The organism is Dictyoglomus sp., from assembly GCA_025060475.1.
Taxonomy (GTDB): domain Bacteria; phylum Dictyoglomota; class Dictyoglomia; order Dictyoglomales; family Dictyoglomaceae; genus NZ13-RE01.
This window is the reverse complement of record JANXBZ010000008.1, coordinates 1-17221: the sequence shown is the minus strand read 5'-3', so window position 1 is coordinate 17221 and position 17221 is coordinate 1. Positions and strand designations below refer to the sequence as shown.

Here is a 17221-nt window from a genome sequence, read left to right as displayed (position 1 = left end):
CAAGGTTTTTACCTTGGGGCTTTTTTTTAATAAATTTTTTTAAAGGAGGTTAGATAAGATGAGTACTAAAAAACTAGTATTAGTATCGCTGTTTACTGGTATTTCCTTAATTTTATCTATCACCATCTATTTCCCAATTCTTCCCCAAGCTTCCTATCTTTTATACGATCCAGGAGATATTCCTTTATTAATTGTTGCTCTCTATATAGGAGTATTTGAAGGATTATTAGCAACTCTAATTGTATCAATTCTTATGGCATTGATTACAGGACAAGGTGGTCCCATTGGTGCCCTGATGCATTTTATTGCTACAGGAACTTTAATTAGTGTTGCTGGCCTTTTCTTTAAAAGAATGAAAAAATTGGAAATCCCTCTCATATTAGGGACTCTATCTATGGCAGGAGTAATGTCCATTGCAAATTTAATATTTACTCCAATTTATCTTGGGGTTTCCGTTAAAGAAGTTTTGGCTTTAATAGTTCCTGTAATTATTCCCTTTAATTTAATAAAAGCAGGAATAAATTCTTTCTTGACTTATATTCTAACTAAAGTTATCCCCTTTTCTTCTTATTTAAAATAGAAAATTGAGGCAGGGATAGGAAAAGAGAAAGAATTATTAAAATCGCTCCTATCCCCTGCCCTATTTTTAATCTTTCATTCAAAAAAATTCTTGCAAATAAAAAAGCAAAAACAGGTTCAAGATTATAGATTATTGCAGATTTAGATGGAGAGAGATATCTTTGTCCTAAAAGCTGTAAAGTTAAAGTTAAAGCAGTAGCGATTATTCCAAGATATAAAATAGGAGGAAAAGCAAAAACTAAATTTTCAAAAGATAAATTATATATCTCTGGAATAGCAAAGAACCATGATAGAAGAGATGTTATTAATAATTCTACAAAGGCAAGATTAGATATATCCGCTTTATGGACAACATAGGAGATAAAAAGAATTTGCAATGTATAGGTAATAGCACATAAAAGAACTAAAAAGTCTCCTATATTTATCTCTGACAGCTCTTTAAAATCAACTGTTAAAAAGAAAAGTCCTAAAATAGCTAAAACTACCGCTATCCAAACATTTTTAGATATTTTATTCTTAAATAAAATTTTTTCACCAAAAGGAACAAAAAGGACAGAGATCCCTGTAATAAAGGCTGTTTTTGTTGCAGATGTATATTTTAAACCAAAGGTTTGAAAGGCAATAGCTAAAAAATTTATAACACCCAAAATTATTCCTGATTTTGTTATTTTAAAATTATTTTTTGAAAAAAATAAGAGATAAACAAAAAGAGAAATAGTACCAAGAGTAAATCTTAATGAAAGCAGAATTATAGGCGATACGTACTGGAGAGATATTTTTGACATAGAGAAGGTACTTCCCCATATTAAAGTTACTAAAGTTAATATAAATATCCCTTTTATTTCTTTCCCTTTAATCATATGACTGAAATTATAACATGATTTACAAAGAAAGAGATTTAAGGTAAGATAAAGTAAAAAGTAAAAAAGAGGTGATTATAATGATGCTTGAAGCATATATATTAAGTTTAAATTTAGATCCTCAGACAAATCAATTTGTAGTAGTTTTAAAAGAAAAAAAAGAAGGAAAAAAATTACTTCCTATATGGATTGGTCCCTTTGAAGCAAATGCCATTGCCATTGCTCTTGAAAAAGTTAGTACTCCTCGGCCTCTAACTCATGACCTAATTAAAAATATTTTAGATAATTTAAAAATAAAAGTACAAAAGATATTGATTCACAGTTTAAAAGAAGGAACTTTTTATGCAACTATTTTTCTTGAAGATGGAGATAAAGTTATTGAAATTGATTCAAGACCTAGTGATGCTATGGCTCTTGCTTTGAGAACACAGTCCCCCATATATGTAGAGTCTCAAGTTTTTGATGAAGCAGGTATTATTGAAGAATATGCTTCTGATGAGGAATTAGAAAAATTTTTGCAAAATATAAATCCTGAGGAATTTAAGAAACAATAGACTATGCCTTGGTGTTTAATTAGTGTATATAATAAAGAAGGAATAAGAAATTTTGCAAAAGAATTATATAACTTAGGATATGAAATTATAGCTACTCATTCTACTGCAAAGGAAATATTAAAAGAAAATATTCCTGTTCACGAAATTTCTGAATTTACTGGTTTTTCAGAACTAATTGGAGGAAGAGTAAAAACATTACACCCTAAAATTTTTGCAGGAATTTTAGCACGAAGAAACAAAGAAGAAGATTTAGAAGAACTCCGCAAGAATAATATTCCTTTAATTGATATCGTAGTCTGTAATTTATATCCCTTTTCTGAAGTAATAAAAAAGAAAGACGTTACTATGGAAGAGGTTTTAGAGAATATTGATATTGGAGGAGTTAGTCTTTTAAGAGCAAGTGCTAAAAATTATCCCTATGTGTTAGTAATTTCTTCACCTGAAGACTATCAAGAAGTAATAGAAAGACTTAAAAACAATCAAATAGATGAAACATTCAGAAAGAAACTGGCCATCAAGGCTTTTTCTTATACAAGTTTCTATGACCAAATTATAACAAATTTCCTTTCTAATGATTTTCCTGATATTATAAATATTTCTTTAAAAAAAGAACTAGACTTAAGATATGGAGAAAATCCTCATCAAAAGGCAAGTTATTATCTTCTTCCTTATCAAAAAATGCCTTGGGAAAAACTACAAGGAAAGGAGCTTTCCTATAATAATCTCTTGGATTTAGATTCCGCCTGGAATTTAATAATAGAATTTTCAGAACCTGCTTGTGCAATTATAAAACATAATAATCCTTGTGGTGTTTCCGAGTCTTCCCATCCAGTATCTGCCTTTAGAAAAGCATACGAGTCAGATCCCATATCTGCATACGGTGGAATTGTCGCCTGTAATTTTACCATAGATGATGAATGTGCAATAGAAATGAGTAAATACTTTTTTGAAGTTATTATTGCAAAGAATATTACTGAATCTGCAAGAAAAATATTTGAAAAGAAAAAGAATTTAAGGGTACTTATATATAAAGAAGATAATAAAAATCCATGGGAGATAAAATCCCTCAAAACAGGATTTCTAATTCAAGAATTTAATAATTCTCTTATAAATGAATATGAAGTCAAAACTTCTAAAAAACCCAATGAAAAAGATTTAGAAGAACTTATTTTTGCACTAAAAGTAGTAAAACATACAAAATCCAACGCCATTGTAGTAAGTAAGAATAAAACTACTCTTGGTATTGGGGCAGGACAGATGAATCGAGTCGACTCAGTAAAAATTGCCTTAGAAAAAGCAGGAGAAAAGGCAAAAGATGCATATCTTGCCTCAGATGCATTCTTTCCTTTTCCTGACTCCATAGAATTGGCAGGAAAATATGGAATAAAGGCAATTATTCAACCTTCTGGTTCTATAAGAGATGAGGAAGTCATTAAAAAAGCAGAAGAATTAGGAATTATACTAGTTATGATAAATATTAGACATTTTAGGCATTGAACCTCATAGAGGAAATCTTTAAAATATTATTTGAAAAATATGGTCCTCAGTACTGGTGGCCTGCAGATTCATCCTTTGAAGTAATTATAGGTGCAATTTTAACTCAAGCCACTAACTGGAATAACGTAGAAAAAGCTATAGCCAACATTAAAAACAAAAAACTTCTTGATCCCGATAAATTGTATTATATTTCCCTTGAAAAATTAGAAGATTTAATAAGACCCTGTGGCTTTTATAAAATAAAAGCAAGAAGGATTAAAAATTTTTTAGATTTTCTATTTAAATCCTATGACGGAAAACTTGACAAAATTTCGAAAGAAACCACTTTTCTCTTGAGAGAAAAACTCTTATCAATTTCTGGTTTGGGAAAAGAAACAGTTGATTCTATTCTTCTATATGCTTTTAACCGACCTGTTTTCGTTATTGATAACTACACAAGAAAGATTTTTTCTTGTCTTGGTATTTTAGAATTTTCGTTATCCTATGAACAATGGCAAAGTTTATTTCAAAATTTTCTTTTTCCAATATATCAATTATTTAATGAATATCATGCTTTAATAGTGGAACATGGAAAAAGAAAATGTAAATTATGTAAAGGAAGCTGTTTTATCAAGGAAAGAGTTTTTTCAGAAAATTTTCAATTTTATTATAAGGAATATCTCCAATTAAGAAATAAGTCCAGATTTCATCCTGCCACATAAAAGATTTCCAAAAAAGAGACTCTTCTAACATTCCTTTAAAGCTACCTACTTTTATTGGTTCCCTAATCTTCTTTAAAGGAATATTTGTTTTAAAGAAAGATAAAGTATTTAAACCATCAGTATATCTATAATAGTAAATAATAAAATCTTCTACTTGAGGAATTAAAAACAATTTTTCTAAAACATATCCCAAGGGAAGTTCTAAGGGTATCTCTCCAGAACTTTTAATATCAATTTCTTTAAATATAGGTTCATTAATAACATTCTCTGTTTTCCATAGAGGATCGGGCTTAAAAAGAGAATTAGGATAGGATTCTCCATATTTAATCTCACTAAAAAAGGTTCTAGAAAGTAGTTTTCCATCACTGTTGTATTTGTCCTTTCTTAGGATAAAATAAGTTTCTATGTCAATCCACAATTTAAGAACAGGCAAATTGGTATATTTTGAAACCAATAGTATTACTATTGCTTTTCTATCCGTTATAGTTTCTATCCCCAAATTTAGAATTTTATAGTTCTTTTTAATAAGCTCTATCCTTTTTTTTATTTCTCTAGAATCATTTATAAAGCCTGAAGTGGAAATAATTAATCTTCTGAGATTTGGAATGTATTCAAATTTTTTAACTCCATCATCAATAATTATTCTTCCCAGAAAGAGTGAAGGAGCTAGATATTCCCTTCTTAACTTATAATTTCCTCCATATATTACTCTTGAGATAGAAATTTTAGGCATCCCATTTTCATCGTAAAAAATATTTATTTCTATTCCCTGAAGAGAGATCTTGCCATCTTTTTCTAAAGCCTCTTGAAGAATATCAAAAGTCGAGAGAGAAAAAGAAAAAGAAATAATTAGAATAACAAAAATTATTTTTTTCATCTTTCCTATCTATTCTGATACAAAACAAAATCCACAAAGGGTTCTTCAAAGATGAAATTTCTCTTCCACTTACTATGGATTTCATAGAAAGTTTGCAATTCTTGAGGTTCTGATTTAGGAATCCAAATCTTTTGAGATAAAAGGAAAATAAATATCAAAGTAAAAACTAGGCTCACAATAAAAATTAGCTTTTTAAAACTCCTTTGTCTTGTCTTTTCTTCCTGATATCTATACCAAAGGCTATCAACAAAATTAAGAGAAGATTTTACTTTAGGAAGCTTGTGAATTTCTCTAATTATAAATATTAGTTCTTCTAACTCTCTTTTACAATAAAAACAATTGCTCAGATGTTCCTCCAATTCAAACCTCTTATCAGGAGGAATTTCTCCGTCAATATATAGAGAAATCAATCTTTTTGCTTCTTTACATTTCACGACTCTTTCCACTCCTTTATTAGTTTCTTTCTAAGCTCTTCTCTTGCTCTAAATAATCGAGATTCTACTGTTCCTACTGGACAGTTTAGAACCTTTGCTATCTCTTCATAGGATAAACCCTCAAATTCTCTTAATATTATTACTTCTTGATACTCTTTTGATAAACCTTTTATAGCATCTCTTATTTTTCTTTGAACCTCTAATCTCTCCAAGACTTTTTCTGGATCTTCCTCTGAAGTAGGTAAAATATTTTCAAAAGTTTCCTCACTTTCGTAATCAATATTTTCATCTAAAGAAAAGATATTTTTATTTTTTCTCTTGTAGTCATAACTAAGATTTAAAACAATCCTGTAAAGCCATGTTGAGAATTGAGCTTCCCCTCTAAATTTATTTATATTCTTAAATATCTTTATAAAAACCTCTTGCGCTAAATCCTCTAAATCACTTATGGGACCTAATTGTAAATATAAAATATTAAAAACTTTTTTTTCATATCTTTTAACTAAAATATTAAAAGCTTCTCTATCTCCAGACTTAATTAAAGATATTAATGCTTTATCTGATAAATTAGTCTTTTCCTCCCAGCCTAAAGGAGAATCGAGCTGAGAGGAAACATTATTAAGCTCCAAACTTTTTTCTATTTCTCTACTCATAGTTTACCCCAAGGATGGAATCTAAATTTAAAATATTTATCCAGCTTCTTCCTCTGTTCCTCACTTAAAATCTTTTTTATTTCTTCTATTAACTGTTTTCTTGTATCACTTAATTTCCTCAAAATCTCTGCTATTTCTTTCTTCTTTGCTGATATCTTCTCTTTATCCTTTGGATCAATGGTTTTTAATTCAATATTTTTTCCCTTTAAATCCCTTCTTAAAGTCTCTAATTTATCATTATAACTCTCAAGAATTTTTTTAACACTATTTTCTTGGTCCTTTGTTAAATTGAGATTCTTCGATAGGCTTTCCAAAAAACTTGCTTGAATTTTTTTAGAAATTTCTTCCTCTAATCTTTGAAGTTCCTTTGCTTTTTCCTCTATTTTGCTCAAGTTTAATTGTTTATCCCTTAGAAGTTCTCTTAATTCAAACCATAATTTGTTTCTTTCCGCTATTAATTTTCTAATTTCTTCAGAAAAATAGGAATGTAATTTTATAGTGGGCTTTGAAGTAAAAGGTTTTTCAACAACAAAGGGCCTAAGAACTCTTACCCTTAATCTGTCTTGAAATCTATCCCTCGAAAAAGCATAGGTAAGAGAAAATAATAATAAAAATGCTAATATAAAGCTTAATAGAATTTTTATCCTACTCATTTTTTTACCTTCCTCCTTATTAAGATTTTCTAGTTCTAATAGACTATTAATATATAATTTTATTCCAGTCTAAATGGTAAAAGGGTTTTAAAGACTGATCTTTACTCTTTGAGTATTTGTATTCTCCGCTTTATATTTAACTTGATCATTTCTTTGAGCATAAGGAACAATTGCGATAATCTTATTAGAATCAAGTTCCTTTAAAAGAGTTTCATAATTCATCATTGGTAATGGAACTTCGAGGAGCTTCTCTAACAAGACCAACCCCTCTTCCAAATCTTGGAATTAATGTAAGAAGATTGGAACCTAAGTTGTAAATTGTCTCTCAATGGAAACCCTTGTTCCCTCCCCAAGAGAAATAAGAGTAGTAAGGAATGTTCTCAATTTATTTGTAGAAAAACTGTGAAGAGCCATTTTAATTATTTCTATGAACATTCCTATCACCTACCTAAGAAACCAGGAACCCCTATTCTTACTTCAGGCTTCCCTTGTTGAGTTGTAGTTGAAGAGGTAGCGGAAGAATCACCTTTAATACTTCAACATAATTTCCTCTTCCTGTTTTCTGGATAGCTTTAAGAGAAACAATAAGAACATTTCTTTTTTCTAACAAAATAATATCTCCATCTGCACTCATTCCTACTTTTTAAATTTAAATATGGGAATATTATTTGATATAGTTGCGGTGGGAGAGATTCTTATAACCTTTCCTTCAAAATTTCTTCAGAAAAAGCATCAGAGGAAATCCTTACAGGAAGACCTACAGATACCTTTCCTATATCAGTCTCATCTACTTCAAGATTTAACTCTACATTTGTAGTATCAAGTAATGTAAATAGAGTTCTATTACTCGTAATAATATCTCCCAATTTTACACTGATATTTACGAATATTCCTGAAAAGGGTGCTTTTATAATAGTATTATTAAGATTTTCCTCTGCATTGGTAAGATTTAGTTTTGATTGTTCCATAGATAATTTTGCCCCTTCAAGATTCTTTTCCAAACTCTTGATCTTTATTTCATAATTATTTTTAGCTAATTGATAATTAAAATCCGCTTGTTCAAAGGAATTTTTTGACTTTTCAAAGGTGTTTCTAATAGCATCAAGATCATTTTGAGTTATTATACCGTTTCTAAATAACTCCTCTGCCCTTTCTAGATTCTTTTTAGCATTTTATTTTTGCATTTCTCAAATCCTGTTCCAATTGTCTTTTTTGAATTTCATAATTTATTTTTGCCTTTTCATAATTGAGTTTTGCATTCTCAAAACTCAGTCTTATACTTTCATAAGAATTTTTATAATCCGATGGATCTAATTTTACCAATATTTCTCCAGTTTTCACCCTTTTTTCCTCTTCTACTACATATATAACTGTACCTCCCACCTTACTTACAATATCAAGACTTCTTCCTGCTTCTAATCTTCCACTTCCAGACACAGAGATGAGAAGGTCTCCCCTTCTCACCTTATAGATTGATATGGTCTCACTTTTTGTATTTTTATTTTGAGCTCTCCCAAAGAGAAGCCAGATTTCACCTCCTGCAATTAAAGCTATTAATAATATAAAAACTAATCTTTTTTTATCATTTTTTAGTTTCTCCCCCTTCGTACAGTGCCCTTCCTACTGCCAAAGAAAGACTATCTAAATTTTTCCAATAGGTATGTAATGCAGAATAGTAAGAATTTTCTGCCTTTATTATATTTATTTCATAATTCATTAGATTAAGCTTTATTATAAATCCTGATGAAAAATCTTATATTTGCAATTCTATAATTTTCCTTTGCAAGTTCTAAATTTCTCTTCTCAATTTCAAGGTTTTCTAAACTAAGGTTTAGTTGGTCTAATCTTTGAGATATAGTTATTTTTGCATTATTTAGAGATTGGGTAAAGATAATTTTTGCACTTTCAAGGGAATTTTTTACATTTATTAACTGAAATTTTGGAGTATATTCATTATCATAAAGTTTTACTTGAAGCTCGTAAAACTCTACATTAGCTATAGCTAATAAGTCATCCAATTTTAAATTAAGAGTTAATATTGGTAATTCTTGTAATTTCAAATTTTCCATAGGAAAAATTCCTAAGGTCTCACAAAATTGACTCCACAAAATATTTAAACTGTTCATACCTGATTTTAAGTTATTCTGAGTGGAGAGATAGTTAATCTCCGCTTGTTGAACATCTAAAGATGTGGTATTTCCCAATTGAAATTTAATTTTTGCTGCTTCTAATTGTTCCTTTGCAAGCTCTACCTGTTTTTGAAAAAGCTTCAATTGAGCTCTCGCCTCAAGAACAGAAAAATAGGCATTTCTTACACTCTGGATTACCTGAAGTTTCGTATTATTAAACCTCAAATTTTCAAGTTTTGCACTAAACTCTGACTGCTTTAATGAGAGAATTAAAGTTATAGAATCTTTCTTTTTCGTTTCCTAATTCATATTTTATCTTTTGTTCCAAATTAAGCTGTTTTTGTTTAACATTTTCCTGAGCTTAATGAAAGTTCAGCCTTTTTTAAACTTATATTCTTATTTCCACCATCTAAAATAGGATATTCAATAGGTCTTCAGGTTTTTCATTAAAGAGCTCAAAAGCAATATCTAATTTTACAGGAATTTTTTCCAATGCTTTCTAAGCAATTTCTAAATTATTTTTTGCAGAGTTAAGATTTATTTCAGAAAGCTTTTCTCTTTGTTTATAATCAAGTAAATTAGTCTCTGTAATAGTTTTATTATTAAATTGTTTTTCAGCTATTTTCCTTCTTCTTACTGCAAGTTTGTAACTATCTTCTAAAATTTCTAATCTTTCTTGAGCAAGGTAAAGATTTAGATAATTTGATCTTAAATTATTTTTAGCCTGCTCTAAATCTATAGAACTTGATTCCCGTTGAATTCCTGTCTTTCCAAAAGGAAAAAGAATTTGAGAATAGTTAAGAGATAGACTTCCAGTATTTGCTTCTTTTCCATCTTTTGTATAACCATATCCTCCTTGTATAGATAATTGAGGTTTAAAGGATATCTGAGCTAAATTATAGCTCTGAAGAGCATTTTCAAATTGAGCCTGATATATTTGCCATAATGGAGATCTTTGAATAAGAAGATGAGAATTCTCCTATACATGACTGATCTCCCTTTTATTATCTTCTATATCAACTATTCTTCCATCATGCATACGAACAATCTTTTCAGCATATTCCGCAATATCTCTCTCATGGGTTACTAAAATAATAGTTATTTTTTCCTCTTTGTGAAGTTTGCTAATAAGATTCATTATTTCATGACTTGACTTACTATCCAAATTACCTGTAGGTTCATCCGCAAGAAGAATAACAGGATTTATAATAAGAGCCCTTGCTATAGCAACTCTCTGCTGTTCTCCACCTGAAAGCTGAGTAGGTCTGTGATTTATTCTATCAGACAACCCCATTTTCTCTAAGATTATTCTTGCTTTTTCTTTTCTTTCCTTTGGAGAAACACCTTGATATATTAAAGGAAGTTCTACATTTTGAATTGCTGTATATCTTGGAAGAAGATAAAAGCTTTGGAAAACAAATCCTATTTTCTTATTTCTTATCTCAGCCAGTTCATTATCAGAAAGTTCTGAAACATCCCTCCCTTCAAAATATATTTTTCCCGATGTAGGTCTATCAAGGCATCCCATGATATGCATCATTGTTGATTTTCCAGATCCTGATGGTCCCATTATTGCGATAAAATCTCCTTTTCTAACCTTTAAAGATACTCCTCTTAAAGCAACAGTTTCCACTCCATCCATTTTGTAAATTTTCACTACATCTTCAAGAATCAATATATCTTCCATTTCCTTTATCACATCCTTTCCAAAAATTTTTAACTTCTTAATTATACGACCAAAAGATTAAAAATTTTATTTCAGAACAAACTAAGTTTGACAACAATATGGATAATGGATAAACTTATTTAGGGTTGTGGGGGCGTAGCTCAGCGGGAGAGCGCTTGCTTCGCATGCAAGAGGTCGTGGGTTCAAATCCCATCGCCTCCACCAAAAGTTTTTCCCTTTATCTCTTTAAAATCACAAAAAATTTTTTACAATTTTTTTAAATCATGTTATAATATGAAAAATTAACACAACTTTTGGGGGTGTAATTATAATGAAAACAAAACCCTCAAATAAAAAAGAAAAAGGGGATTTATCTCTTATCACAGCAATAACCTTTGGTTTTCTTATAACTTCTCTTGTTTTTCTTCTTCTAACCTCTACAATTAATGAAAACTTTTTTGTAAGAAGAGATCAGGCAAGAGATCAGGTACTAAATGCTACTCAGGCAGGAATAAAAAATGTTTTATCTATTGCTCACTGGAAAATACAGGAAGAAATACCACGAAGAAGAATTTCTGACATTACTCAAGATTTTTTAAGGAATCTTCTTTCTCCAAGTAATTTATCTCAAGATATTTCTGAAATTTACAATCAGACTCAATTTCCTGATCCCACAACTTCGTATACAATCTTAAGTTATACCTTTTCTCTTTTAGATTATTCCACTGATGTTTCAGGAATAACAACAAGAGTATTTTATACTTATGTATATACAATAACTTCAAGGGGATATAAGGTAAATTATAATCCAAGATTAAGTTTAACCATAACTACAAGAGGAAGGATAGAGGGATCAGTATTTGTGGAAAATTTTGCTCGTTTTGCCTTATTCACTAATAATCATACTTTGCCTGACGGAAGCACGGTATGGTTTACGTCAAGGACTATTTTCCGTGGTCCTGTACATTCTAATACTGAATTTGCCTTTGCCTATACACCTACCTTTACAGATCAGGTCTCCTCTTCTGCAAGTACTGCTCTTTTCTATACTGCTACTTCCTATATACGACTGAATGCAGATAGTAATCCTCCCTACGCTACTCCTATATTCCAGAGAGGATTTATAAGAAATGCTCCCCAAATTAATCTTCCTCCAAGTACCGATACCCAACTTTCTGCATCTCTGGGAGGAACCTATACAGGGACTTTTCCCAATGAAAATCAAAGGAACCAATATATAAGACAAATGTTAGGATTACCTGTAAATAACGATCCTCCACCAAATGGAATATATACTCAAACCATATTAAATGGTGGAGGAATATATATCCAGGGAAACGTAGATATTAATTTTGGTTTAGATTCTCAAAATAGAGCAGTATATACTATTACTCAAGGAAATACTACTTATGTTTTTACTATTGATGAGACTCAAAATAAAACCTTTGTAAGAGTAGGAACAAATACTATCGAAATAAATAGAATTCCCAATGGAGTTATATATGTTAATGGACAAGTAAATAGTGTAAGCGGAACAATCCAAAGGAATCAAAGAATAACATTATGTGCCCGCAATAACATTACAATTACTAATCACATAAGATATCAAGATAATCCTTTAACTAATCCTAATGCAGTAAATATTTTAGGAATCCTTTCGGAAAGTGGAAACATATTAATAGATCCTGTCTCTAATCATACCGATGCGGACCCCTCTGATCCTGATTTAGATTTTGAAATTGATGCCACATTAATGGCTCCCCAAGGTGTAGTTCAAGTAGCAAACTATAATACTCGATCCCCTCAAGGAGATGTTATTCTTACAGGAGGAATAATCTCAAACTTCTATGGAGCTTTTGGAACTTTTGGATCGGGAGGAACTCCAAGAACTGGATATGGAAGAGAATTTTGGTATGACTATCGAATGAGAGATGGATATGCTCCACCCTTCTTCCCAACAACAGGAAGAACTCTACTTCGAGAAGGAAGAATTGAGGATCCAAGATGGATAAAAATAGAAAATTGGGAGGAAAAGTGGGAATAAAATGAAAATTAAAAAATTTCATATACTCTTTGTCATAGTCTTAATTTTAATTATAATTTTAGCTTTTAATTATAAATCACATAAGTCTCAAGAATCATCAAATAAAATTAATATTGAGGAGAGTTTAAATAAAGAAATAGAGATAACTCCCGAAGTATTAAAAGAAACAACTGAGATACCACAAAAAGAAGAGACAAAAGAGGAAAGAGTAAAGAAGATGTATGAAATGATGCCTCCTTCGGAAATTATTGTGGAATAAACTTAGGGGGGTTATAAAATGAAAGGAGAAAAGGGATTTTCTCTAATTAGTTTAATGGTTTTAATGAGTATTCTTCTTGTAGTCTTTGTAGGAGCAACTAATGCGGTATTAATGGGATATATAATGAAAAAAAGAGTAAATGATAGAATGGAAGCTCATAGAATAATAAGAGATCAGTTAGAAAACCTAAAAATATGGGCACAAGTAAAAGCAAATTTTGATAATTTAATTGAGAATGATAAATGGTCTGCTATTCCCGCTTCTCCTGCAATTCCCAATGTAAGACCTGCAATCCCAGCAGAACAACCCTCTCAAAGGGTATATACAAATTTTGTAGGAAACATATTAATAAATGGTAGAGCAAAATATGCCCAACAGTTTTTGATAAAAAATCTAACTCCTCCCCCTCCTAATCAGAATAAAGTAGTAGCGAAAAGAATAACTATAAGAATCTATTATGCAAATTCTCAGGGAGATTATATAGATACAATAAGACATAGAGAACCATCGGGTTCTGGATATATAAAAAGATTCGAAAATCCTTTAGCAGAATTAACTGAAATAATTCAAAATCCAAGTCCTGGAGAGTAATTATATGAAAAATAAAGGACTTTCATTAGTTGAGTTACTAATATCAATGACCATATTATCAATAGTTTTGGTAGTGATAATTCAAATTTGGCTAAGTATTCAAAGGGATGTTTTAATTAATAGAATTGACAGTGAGCTAGAAAGGGGAGTATCTCTAGCAATTTCTAACTTAAATTCTGATATATTAAAGGCATCAGTAATCTATACACCAGGATTTACTATTTATTTACAAGACAACTCAGGAAGTAACTATGGATTTGGAACCTTTACATCTTTTATTACGGGAAGTCAAGCCTTAGTCTTAGCTATTCCTATAAGAAGTAATATTTATAGATTTAATATTTACATAACAAGACAGAGAACAGGATCCTTATATGATTCAGCAAATCCTAACGCGAGATTCTTATTAAAATATTCCATTGATCTTTCTTGGACTCCCACTTATTCCTCAGGAAATATTACAAATCTAAGAAATAGTTTTACCTTTACATCAACCCAAAAACCTATTCTCTTAACTGATTACATAGATAGTGATGGGTTCATAGTGAAATATTTATATCTTGATCTTATTCCAGGACATAGTAATGTTTATTCCTATTTTGAATTAACCCCTGCCAATTATACTTCTGGAAGAAAGGTGCAATTAGTAGATATTAGTATAAAAGCGAAGAGAAGAATTGGAAACACTCAAAGGGAACGAACTGCAACAATTACATTATCTCCTGCTACATTCTGATTGTAAAGGTATTTCCTTTAGAATCCTTCAAAATAATCTTTCTCTCAAGGGAATTTACTTTTTCCAATTTAAATCCTTCTATTTTGTCTCCCTCTTCTAAAACAAAACTTCTATTCTCGTCTTTTGTTTCTAAAATGACTAATTTTTTATCTCCTTCCAGTATTCCTCTTAGAAGATATGGTGGTTCTTTTAATAATTCTTTCTTTTCTTCATATTTTATATTTGAAGTATAAACAATTTTTGGGGATATTATCTTCTCTTCTTTTTCTTCTTTAATCAAAGGCTCAAAGGGATCCATTCTTCCCAGTTTTAGATTTTTTATTTCTTTCAATTCTGCTTTAACTAAGTTCTTAATTTCCTTTTTATCTTGATCTAAAGTTTTCTCTTCTTCTATATAAGATACGGGTTTTGCAGGAATCTCATTATCGAAGTTATAAAATTTCTCCTTCTGTTTTATTAAAGTATAAATATTTAATGAAATAGATAAAGATGCAGTAATAAGGATTAAACCTCCCCAAATCTTTTCCCTCATCTTTATTCCTCCTCTAATAAATAAATTTCAATCCTTCCCGTAAAATTTAGTAAGGACTTATTAGAATCTGCATTTAAATGGGTAATTTTATAACTTAAAAATCTTATGGGATAATTTTGTAATTCAAGATCCTGAAAAAAGGTTAATAATCCTTGATATCTTCCAACAAATTGAAAATTCAAAGGAAGTCTTTTTATTTTTAGAGGAAATTTTTCTGGAAGACCTTGTACATCCTGAACTTCTTCCGGTATTATGGAAAAGGATAATATTTTATGTTTTTTTAGTAAAACTGCAAGTTCCTTAAGAAAAATAGAAAAACCTCTTTTATCAAAGGCTTTTCTTTTTCCTTCTATTAGAAGATCTTCTCTCTCCTTTGATAATCTATTAAGAGTATCCTTCAGCTTACTTAATTCATCTATAATATCCAACATCTCTTTTCTTACAGATCTTAAATTTCTTTCTTCCCTCACCAAGTTGGAATAAGAAGGTATTAAAAAAATTATACTTCCCAATAAAAGTATTAAAAAAAATATTAATACATCTATTTTTTTCACTTTATCACCGCCAAAATTTTAAAATTTTGGACACTTTTATTCCCAATATCTACTAGATTTGAATTCTGTAGGCTTACATCTTTAAAAATATTTGAATAGGAAAGGGAAATTAAAAAGTCTGCAACTCCTTCACTATCGAGACTATAACCAAGAAATGATATTTTATTATCTTCCGAGACTTCCAAATCCGATAACCAAACATTTGTAGGAATAATTCTTGATAAATCTTTTAGAAAATAAGAGGGTGATAAAATTTTGTTATAATTTAAATTTTCTATCCAACTTTTTAGCCCCTCATTTACGGAGATTCTCTCTTCCACAACTTTTCTTAGCTCTTCTACTTCTCCTCTTCTCTGAATTAGAGTCTGCTCTAAGATAGATCTTTCTCTTTTTATTTCATTTATCTGTAGATTTATATATAAATTTCCAGAAAAAATAATTATAAGAGCTAAAATTCCCGCAAGAAGAGATTTTAAAATCTCTTCTCTCTCAAATTTAATGATAAATTTTTCCCTTCCAATAAGATTTAAAGAGGGAATTAATAAATATTTATGAACATCAATAGAAACTCCAATACTTGTAAGCCATATATTCTTGTTTAAACTTATGGGAAGGTCTGAAAAAACCTCCTGAATCTGATCTAATAAAGGAATGGAACTTTCATCCTCACCTATTATTACAATTTCATTCAAATCAAAGGGAAAAGTAGAAAGATAAGTTCTTATCTCATCAATATAAGAGAGAAAACTAGTATTTATAGTAAGATTTTCATAAAAAGAAAAATCTGATGATCCAATGCTCATGTTATATATTCCCCAAATCTTACCTTTATTAAAAATGTAAATATCAGAGATATCATGTCCTACATATAAAACGCAAAGATTCTTTGAAAAGTCATAATTTTCATAAGCTAAGCCTCTAAGGGATGAAAGGGATGAAAATTCCATATATTTTAATCTAAGGTTTAATTCTTGAGAAATATCCTTCCATTGACTTAAAATATTTTTGGGATATGTTAATACTAATAGTTTGATCTTTTCCTTATCTTGATAAATAATAGAAAAACTTAATTCTGTTGTTTCTTCTCTAAATGAGATAAGTTCCTCTAGCTCATCTATTATATTTTCCCTCAGCTCTTTTAAGGGCATCTTAGGAAATTCCATTATTCTGGGACAAAATTCCTTTGTTTCCAAGGTAACATGTAAATTTTTTTCTTTAATGTTATTCTTTTCCATATGTTCCTTTAAAATAGGTATGATTTTATCTATCTCTCCCCTTCTCCATAACTCCTCTTCTATCTTTATTACAAAGGAATTTTTAATTTTTAAAGTTTTCTTTTCCCAAGTACTTTCCAAAACCCTTATTTTTCCACCAACCCAATGAAAACTAAGCATTTATTCCTCACTCCATAAAGTTATAGTTAGGGAATAGGGATATACTCCACTTCTTACTCCCTCTATATCCAATATTCTTGTCCAAAGATCGACGGTTCCAATAGATAATATTTCAAAATTGGGATTATTCCAAAATAAAGTGGTAGTATATCTTCCTGAAAAATCCGTTTGAGTTATAACTCCAGAAAAAGTATAGGTTCCAGAGGAAAGATCAAACCAAATTAAACTATGAATGGCAATTTCTGCTCCTCCTTCTGCAAGGTAAAGAGCTTGTTTTTCTCCCTTTTGGGCTTCCACTTTTTTTATATTTCCTTCCAAAATATTAAGAATTCCAGCCATAACTAAGCTGAGTATAACAAATATTAACAAAACTGCAACAAGAACTTGACCTTTTTTCATGGAGAGATAGAGTTTTTAGAACCTGGAGTACAATAAGAATAATAATGATAGTAAAGAACTATGGGATCAGGAGGCCAAGGAGGCTCGGGAGGTTCAGGAGGCTCAGGAG

At 30.0% G+C, this 17221-nt stretch carries 24 protein-coding genes, 1 tRNA gene and 1 pseudogene; 9 read left to right on the top strand and 17 right to left on the bottom strand.

All coding sequences use genetic code 11. The annotated features are described in order from the left end of the window. Positions 1-58: 58 nt before the first annotated feature. Entirely contained in the window at positions 59-580 is a 522-nt protein-coding gene (locus NZ841_05415; GenBank protein MCS7202195.1) for an ECF transporter S component, read from the top strand. Here NZ841_05415 and NZ841_05410 read toward each other — a convergent pair. Continuing rightward, positions 552-1439 (bottom strand): DMT family transporter, encoded by an 888-nt coding sequence (locus NZ841_05410; GenBank protein ID MCS7202194.1) that lies wholly within the window; start codon positions 1437-1439, stop codon positions 552-554. The genes NZ841_05415 and NZ841_05410 overlap by 29 nt on opposite strands. 80 nt (positions 1440-1519) lie before the next feature. Between NZ841_05410 and NZ841_05405 the strand changes: the two genes are divergently transcribed. Genes NZ841_05405 through NZ841_05395 form a run of 3 tightly spaced genes read left to right on the top strand, consistent with a single transcriptional unit; the run spans position 1520 to position 4191 of the window. Next, on the top strand, positions 1520-1993 hold the full coding sequence (locus NZ841_05405) for a bifunctional nuclease family protein (protein ID MCS7202193.1): 474 nt from the start codon (positions 1520-1522) through the stop codon (positions 1991-1993). 3 nt (positions 1994-1996) lie between these two features. Then, positions 1997-3490 carry a bifunctional phosphoribosylaminoimidazolecarboxamide formyltransferase/IMP cyclohydrolase gene (purH, locus tag NZ841_05400; protein MCS7202192.1) on the top strand — a complete coding sequence of 498 codons (1494 nt, stop codon included), beginning with the start codon at positions 1997-1999 and terminating at the stop codon, positions 3488-3490. Then, the gene (locus NZ841_05395; GenBank protein MCS7202191.1) at positions 3487-4191 is read left to right on the top strand and encodes an endonuclease; all 705 of its coding nucleotides are present in this window, start codon (positions 3487-3489) and stop codon (positions 4189-4191) included. Before purH ends, NZ841_05395 begins: the two co-directional genes overlap by 4 nt. On the opposite strand, the gene NZ841_05390 is transcribed toward NZ841_05395, so the two are convergent. From NZ841_05390 to NZ841_05335, 12 genes and pseudogenes are all read right to left on the bottom strand, one after another. Continuing rightward, positions 4100-5068, bottom strand: a complete 969-nt coding sequence (locus NZ841_05390) for a hypothetical protein (protein ID MCS7202190.1) — start codon at positions 5066-5068, stop codon at positions 4100-4102. The genes NZ841_05395 and NZ841_05390 overlap by 92 nt on opposite strands. A gap of 5 nt (positions 5069-5073) precedes the next feature. Continuing rightward, positions 5074-5502 carry a zf-HC2 domain-containing protein gene (locus NZ841_05385; protein ID MCS7202189.1) on the bottom strand — a complete coding sequence of 143 codons (429 nt, stop codon included), beginning with the start codon at positions 5500-5502 and terminating at the stop codon, positions 5074-5076. Continuing rightward, entirely contained in the window at positions 5499-6155 is a 657-nt protein-coding gene (locus NZ841_05380) for a sigma-70 family RNA polymerase sigma factor (protein ID MCS7202188.1), read from the bottom strand. Before NZ841_05380 ends, NZ841_05385 begins: the two co-directional genes overlap by 4 nt. Further along, positions 6152-6808, bottom strand: coding sequence for a Spy/CpxP family protein refolding chaperone (locus tag NZ841_05375; protein MCS7202187.1), 657 nt, complete (start codon positions 6806-6808; stop codon positions 6152-6154). Before NZ841_05375 ends, NZ841_05380 begins: the two co-directional genes overlap by 4 nt. 87 nt (positions 6809-6895) lie before the next feature. Then, positions 6896-7066 (bottom strand): hypothetical protein, encoded by a 171-nt coding sequence (locus NZ841_05370; GenBank protein ID MCS7202186.1) that lies wholly within the window; start codon positions 7064-7066, stop codon positions 6896-6898. A 214-nt stretch (positions 7067-7280) separates the two neighbouring features. After that, positions 7281-7442, bottom strand: a complete 162-nt coding sequence (locus tag NZ841_05365; protein ID MCS7202185.1) for a hypothetical protein — start codon at positions 7440-7442, stop codon at positions 7281-7283. Positions 7443-7503: 61 nt separating this feature from the next. Beyond that, the gene (locus NZ841_05360) at positions 7504-7809 is read right to left on the bottom strand and encodes an efflux RND transporter periplasmic adaptor subunit (GenBank protein MCS7202184.1); all 306 of its coding nucleotides are present in this window, start codon (positions 7807-7809) and stop codon (positions 7504-7506) included. Between the two features lie 75 nt (positions 7810-7884). Beyond that, a pseudogene (locus NZ841_05355) lies at positions 7885-7929 on the bottom strand (hypothetical protein). 43 nt (positions 7930-7972) lie between these two features. Then, complete coding sequence (locus NZ841_05350; GenBank protein MCS7202183.1) at positions 7973-8245, bottom strand: hypothetical protein; 273 nt, start codon at positions 8243-8245, stop codon at positions 7973-7975. A 145-nt stretch (positions 8246-8390) separates the two neighbouring features. Then, on the bottom strand, positions 8391-8525 hold the full coding sequence (locus tag NZ841_05345) for a hypothetical protein (GenBank protein ID MCS7202182.1): 135 nt from the start codon (positions 8523-8525) through the stop codon (positions 8391-8393). A 4-nt stretch (positions 8526-8529) separates the two neighbouring features. Further along, on the bottom strand, positions 8530-9162 hold the full coding sequence (locus tag NZ841_05340) for a TolC family protein (GenBank protein ID MCS7202181.1): 633 nt from the start codon (positions 9160-9162) through the stop codon (positions 8530-8532). Positions 9163-9916: 754 nt separating this feature from the next. Continuing rightward, positions 9917-10624, bottom strand: coding sequence for an ABC transporter ATP-binding protein (locus NZ841_05335; GenBank protein ID MCS7202180.1), 708 nt, complete (start codon positions 10622-10624; stop codon positions 9917-9919). A 129-nt stretch (positions 10625-10753) separates the two neighbouring features. On the opposite strand from NZ841_05335, the gene NZ841_05330 reads away from it, so the two are divergent. The 5 genes from NZ841_05330 (at position 10754) to NZ841_05310 (ending at position 14233) form a co-directional block, all read left to right on the top strand. Further along, positions 10754-10828 (top strand) — tRNA-Ala (locus NZ841_05330). Between the two features lie 106 nt (positions 10829-10934). Further along, positions 10935-12647 carry a DUF4900 domain-containing protein gene (locus tag NZ841_05325; GenBank protein ID MCS7202179.1) on the top strand — a complete coding sequence of 571 codons (1713 nt, stop codon included), beginning with the start codon at positions 10935-10937 and terminating at the stop codon, positions 12645-12647. A 1-nt stretch (position 12648) separates the two neighbouring features. Continuing rightward, complete coding sequence (locus NZ841_05320; GenBank protein ID MCS7202178.1) at positions 12649-12906, top strand: hypothetical protein; 258 nt, start codon at positions 12649-12651, stop codon at positions 12904-12906. An 18-nt stretch (positions 12907-12924) separates the two neighbouring features. Further along, positions 12925-13497 carry a hypothetical protein gene (locus NZ841_05315; protein ID MCS7202177.1) on the top strand — a complete coding sequence of 191 codons (573 nt, stop codon included), beginning with the start codon at positions 12925-12927 and terminating at the stop codon, positions 13495-13497. A 4-nt stretch (positions 13498-13501) separates the two neighbouring features. Further along, on the top strand, positions 13502-14233 hold the full coding sequence (locus NZ841_05310) for a prepilin-type N-terminal cleavage/methylation domain-containing protein (protein MCS7202176.1): 732 nt from the start codon (positions 13502-13504) through the stop codon (positions 14231-14233). Here the strand turns inward: NZ841_05310 and NZ841_05305 are convergent. From NZ841_05305 to NZ841_05290, 4 genes are read right to left on the bottom strand one after another with little or no spacing between them, the layout of a single operon-like run. Next, positions 14223-14765 (bottom strand): hypothetical protein, encoded by a 543-nt coding sequence (locus tag NZ841_05305; GenBank protein MCS7202175.1) that lies wholly within the window; start codon positions 14763-14765, stop codon positions 14223-14225. The two genes, NZ841_05310 and NZ841_05305, sit on opposite strands and share 11 nt — an antisense overlap. Before the next feature lie 2 nt (positions 14766-14767). Then, positions 14768-15319: a hypothetical protein gene (locus tag NZ841_05300; GenBank protein ID MCS7202174.1), complete on the bottom strand. Its 552-nt coding sequence runs from the start codon at positions 15317-15319 to the stop codon at positions 14768-14770. Beyond that, a complete protein-coding gene (locus tag NZ841_05295) occupies positions 15316-16713 on the bottom strand; it encodes a PilN domain-containing protein (protein MCS7202173.1) in 1398 nt (465 codons plus the stop codon). The genes NZ841_05300 and NZ841_05295 overlap by 4 nt, the downstream gene beginning before the upstream one ends. Beyond that, entirely contained in the window at positions 16714-17112 is a 399-nt protein-coding gene (locus NZ841_05290; protein ID MCS7202172.1) for a hypothetical protein, read from the bottom strand. Between the last annotated feature and the right edge of the window lie 109 nt (positions 17113-17221).

Bases quoted from the DNA above. Each gene is read 5' to 3' on its own strand.
- NZ841_05415 (MCS7202195.1), top strand. From the start codon at position 59: ATGAGTACTAAAAAACTAGTATTAGTATCGCTGTTTACTGGTATTTCC.
- NZ841_05410 (MCS7202194.1), bottom strand. From the start codon at position 1,439: ATGATTAAAGGGAAAGAAATAAAAGGGATATTTATATTAACTTTAGTA.
- NZ841_05405 (MCS7202193.1), top strand. From the start codon at position 1,520: ATGATGCTTGAAGCATATATATTAAGTTTAAATTTAGATCCTCAGACA.
- purH (MCS7202192.1), top strand. From the start codon at position 1,997: ATGCCTTGGTGTTTAATTAGTGTATATAATAAAGAAGGAATAAGAAAT.
- NZ841_05390 (MCS7202190.1), bottom strand. From the start codon at position 5,068: ATGAAAAAAATAATTTTTGTTATTCTAATTATTTCTTTTTCTTTTTCT.
- NZ841_05380 (MCS7202188.1), bottom strand. From the start codon at position 6,155: ATGAGTAGAGAAATAGAAAAAAGTTTGGAGCTTAATAATGTTTCCTCT.
- NZ841_05375 (MCS7202187.1), bottom strand. From the start codon at position 6,808: ATGAGTAGGATAAAAATTCTATTAAGCTTTATATTAGCATTTTTATTA.
- NZ841_05365 (MCS7202185.1), bottom strand. From the start codon at position 7,442: ATGAGTGCAGATGGAGATATTATTTTGTTAGAAAAAAGAAATGTTCTT.
- NZ841_05345 (MCS7202182.1), bottom strand. From the start codon at position 8,525: ATGAATTATGAAATAAATATAATAAAGGCAGAAAATTCTTACTATTCT.
- NZ841_05335 (MCS7202180.1), bottom strand. From the start codon at position 10,624: ATGGAAGATATATTGATTCTTGAAGATGTAGTGAAAATTTACAAAATG.
- NZ841_05325 (MCS7202179.1), top strand. From the start codon at position 10,935: ATGAAAACAAAACCCTCAAATAAAAAAGAAAAAGGGGATTTATCTCTT.
- NZ841_05320 (MCS7202178.1), top strand. From the start codon at position 12,649: ATGAAAATTAAAAAATTTCATATACTCTTTGTCATAGTCTTAATTTTA.
- NZ841_05315 (MCS7202177.1), top strand. From the start codon at position 12,925: ATGAAAGGAGAAAAGGGATTTTCTCTAATTAGTTTAATGGTTTTAATG.
- NZ841_05310 (MCS7202176.1), top strand. From the start codon at position 13,502: ATGAAAAATAAAGGACTTTCATTAGTTGAGTTACTAATATCAATGACC.
- NZ841_05305 (MCS7202175.1), bottom strand. From the start codon at position 14,765: ATGAGGGAAAAGATTTGGGGAGGTTTAATCCTTATTACTGCATCTTTA.
- NZ841_05295 (MCS7202173.1), bottom strand. From the start codon at position 16,713: ATGCTTAGTTTTCATTGGGTTGGTGGAAAAATAAGGGTTTTGGAAAGT.
- NZ841_05290 (MCS7202172.1), bottom strand. From the start codon at position 17,112: ATGAAAAAAGGTCAAGTTCTTGTTGCAGTTTTGTTAATATTTGTTATA.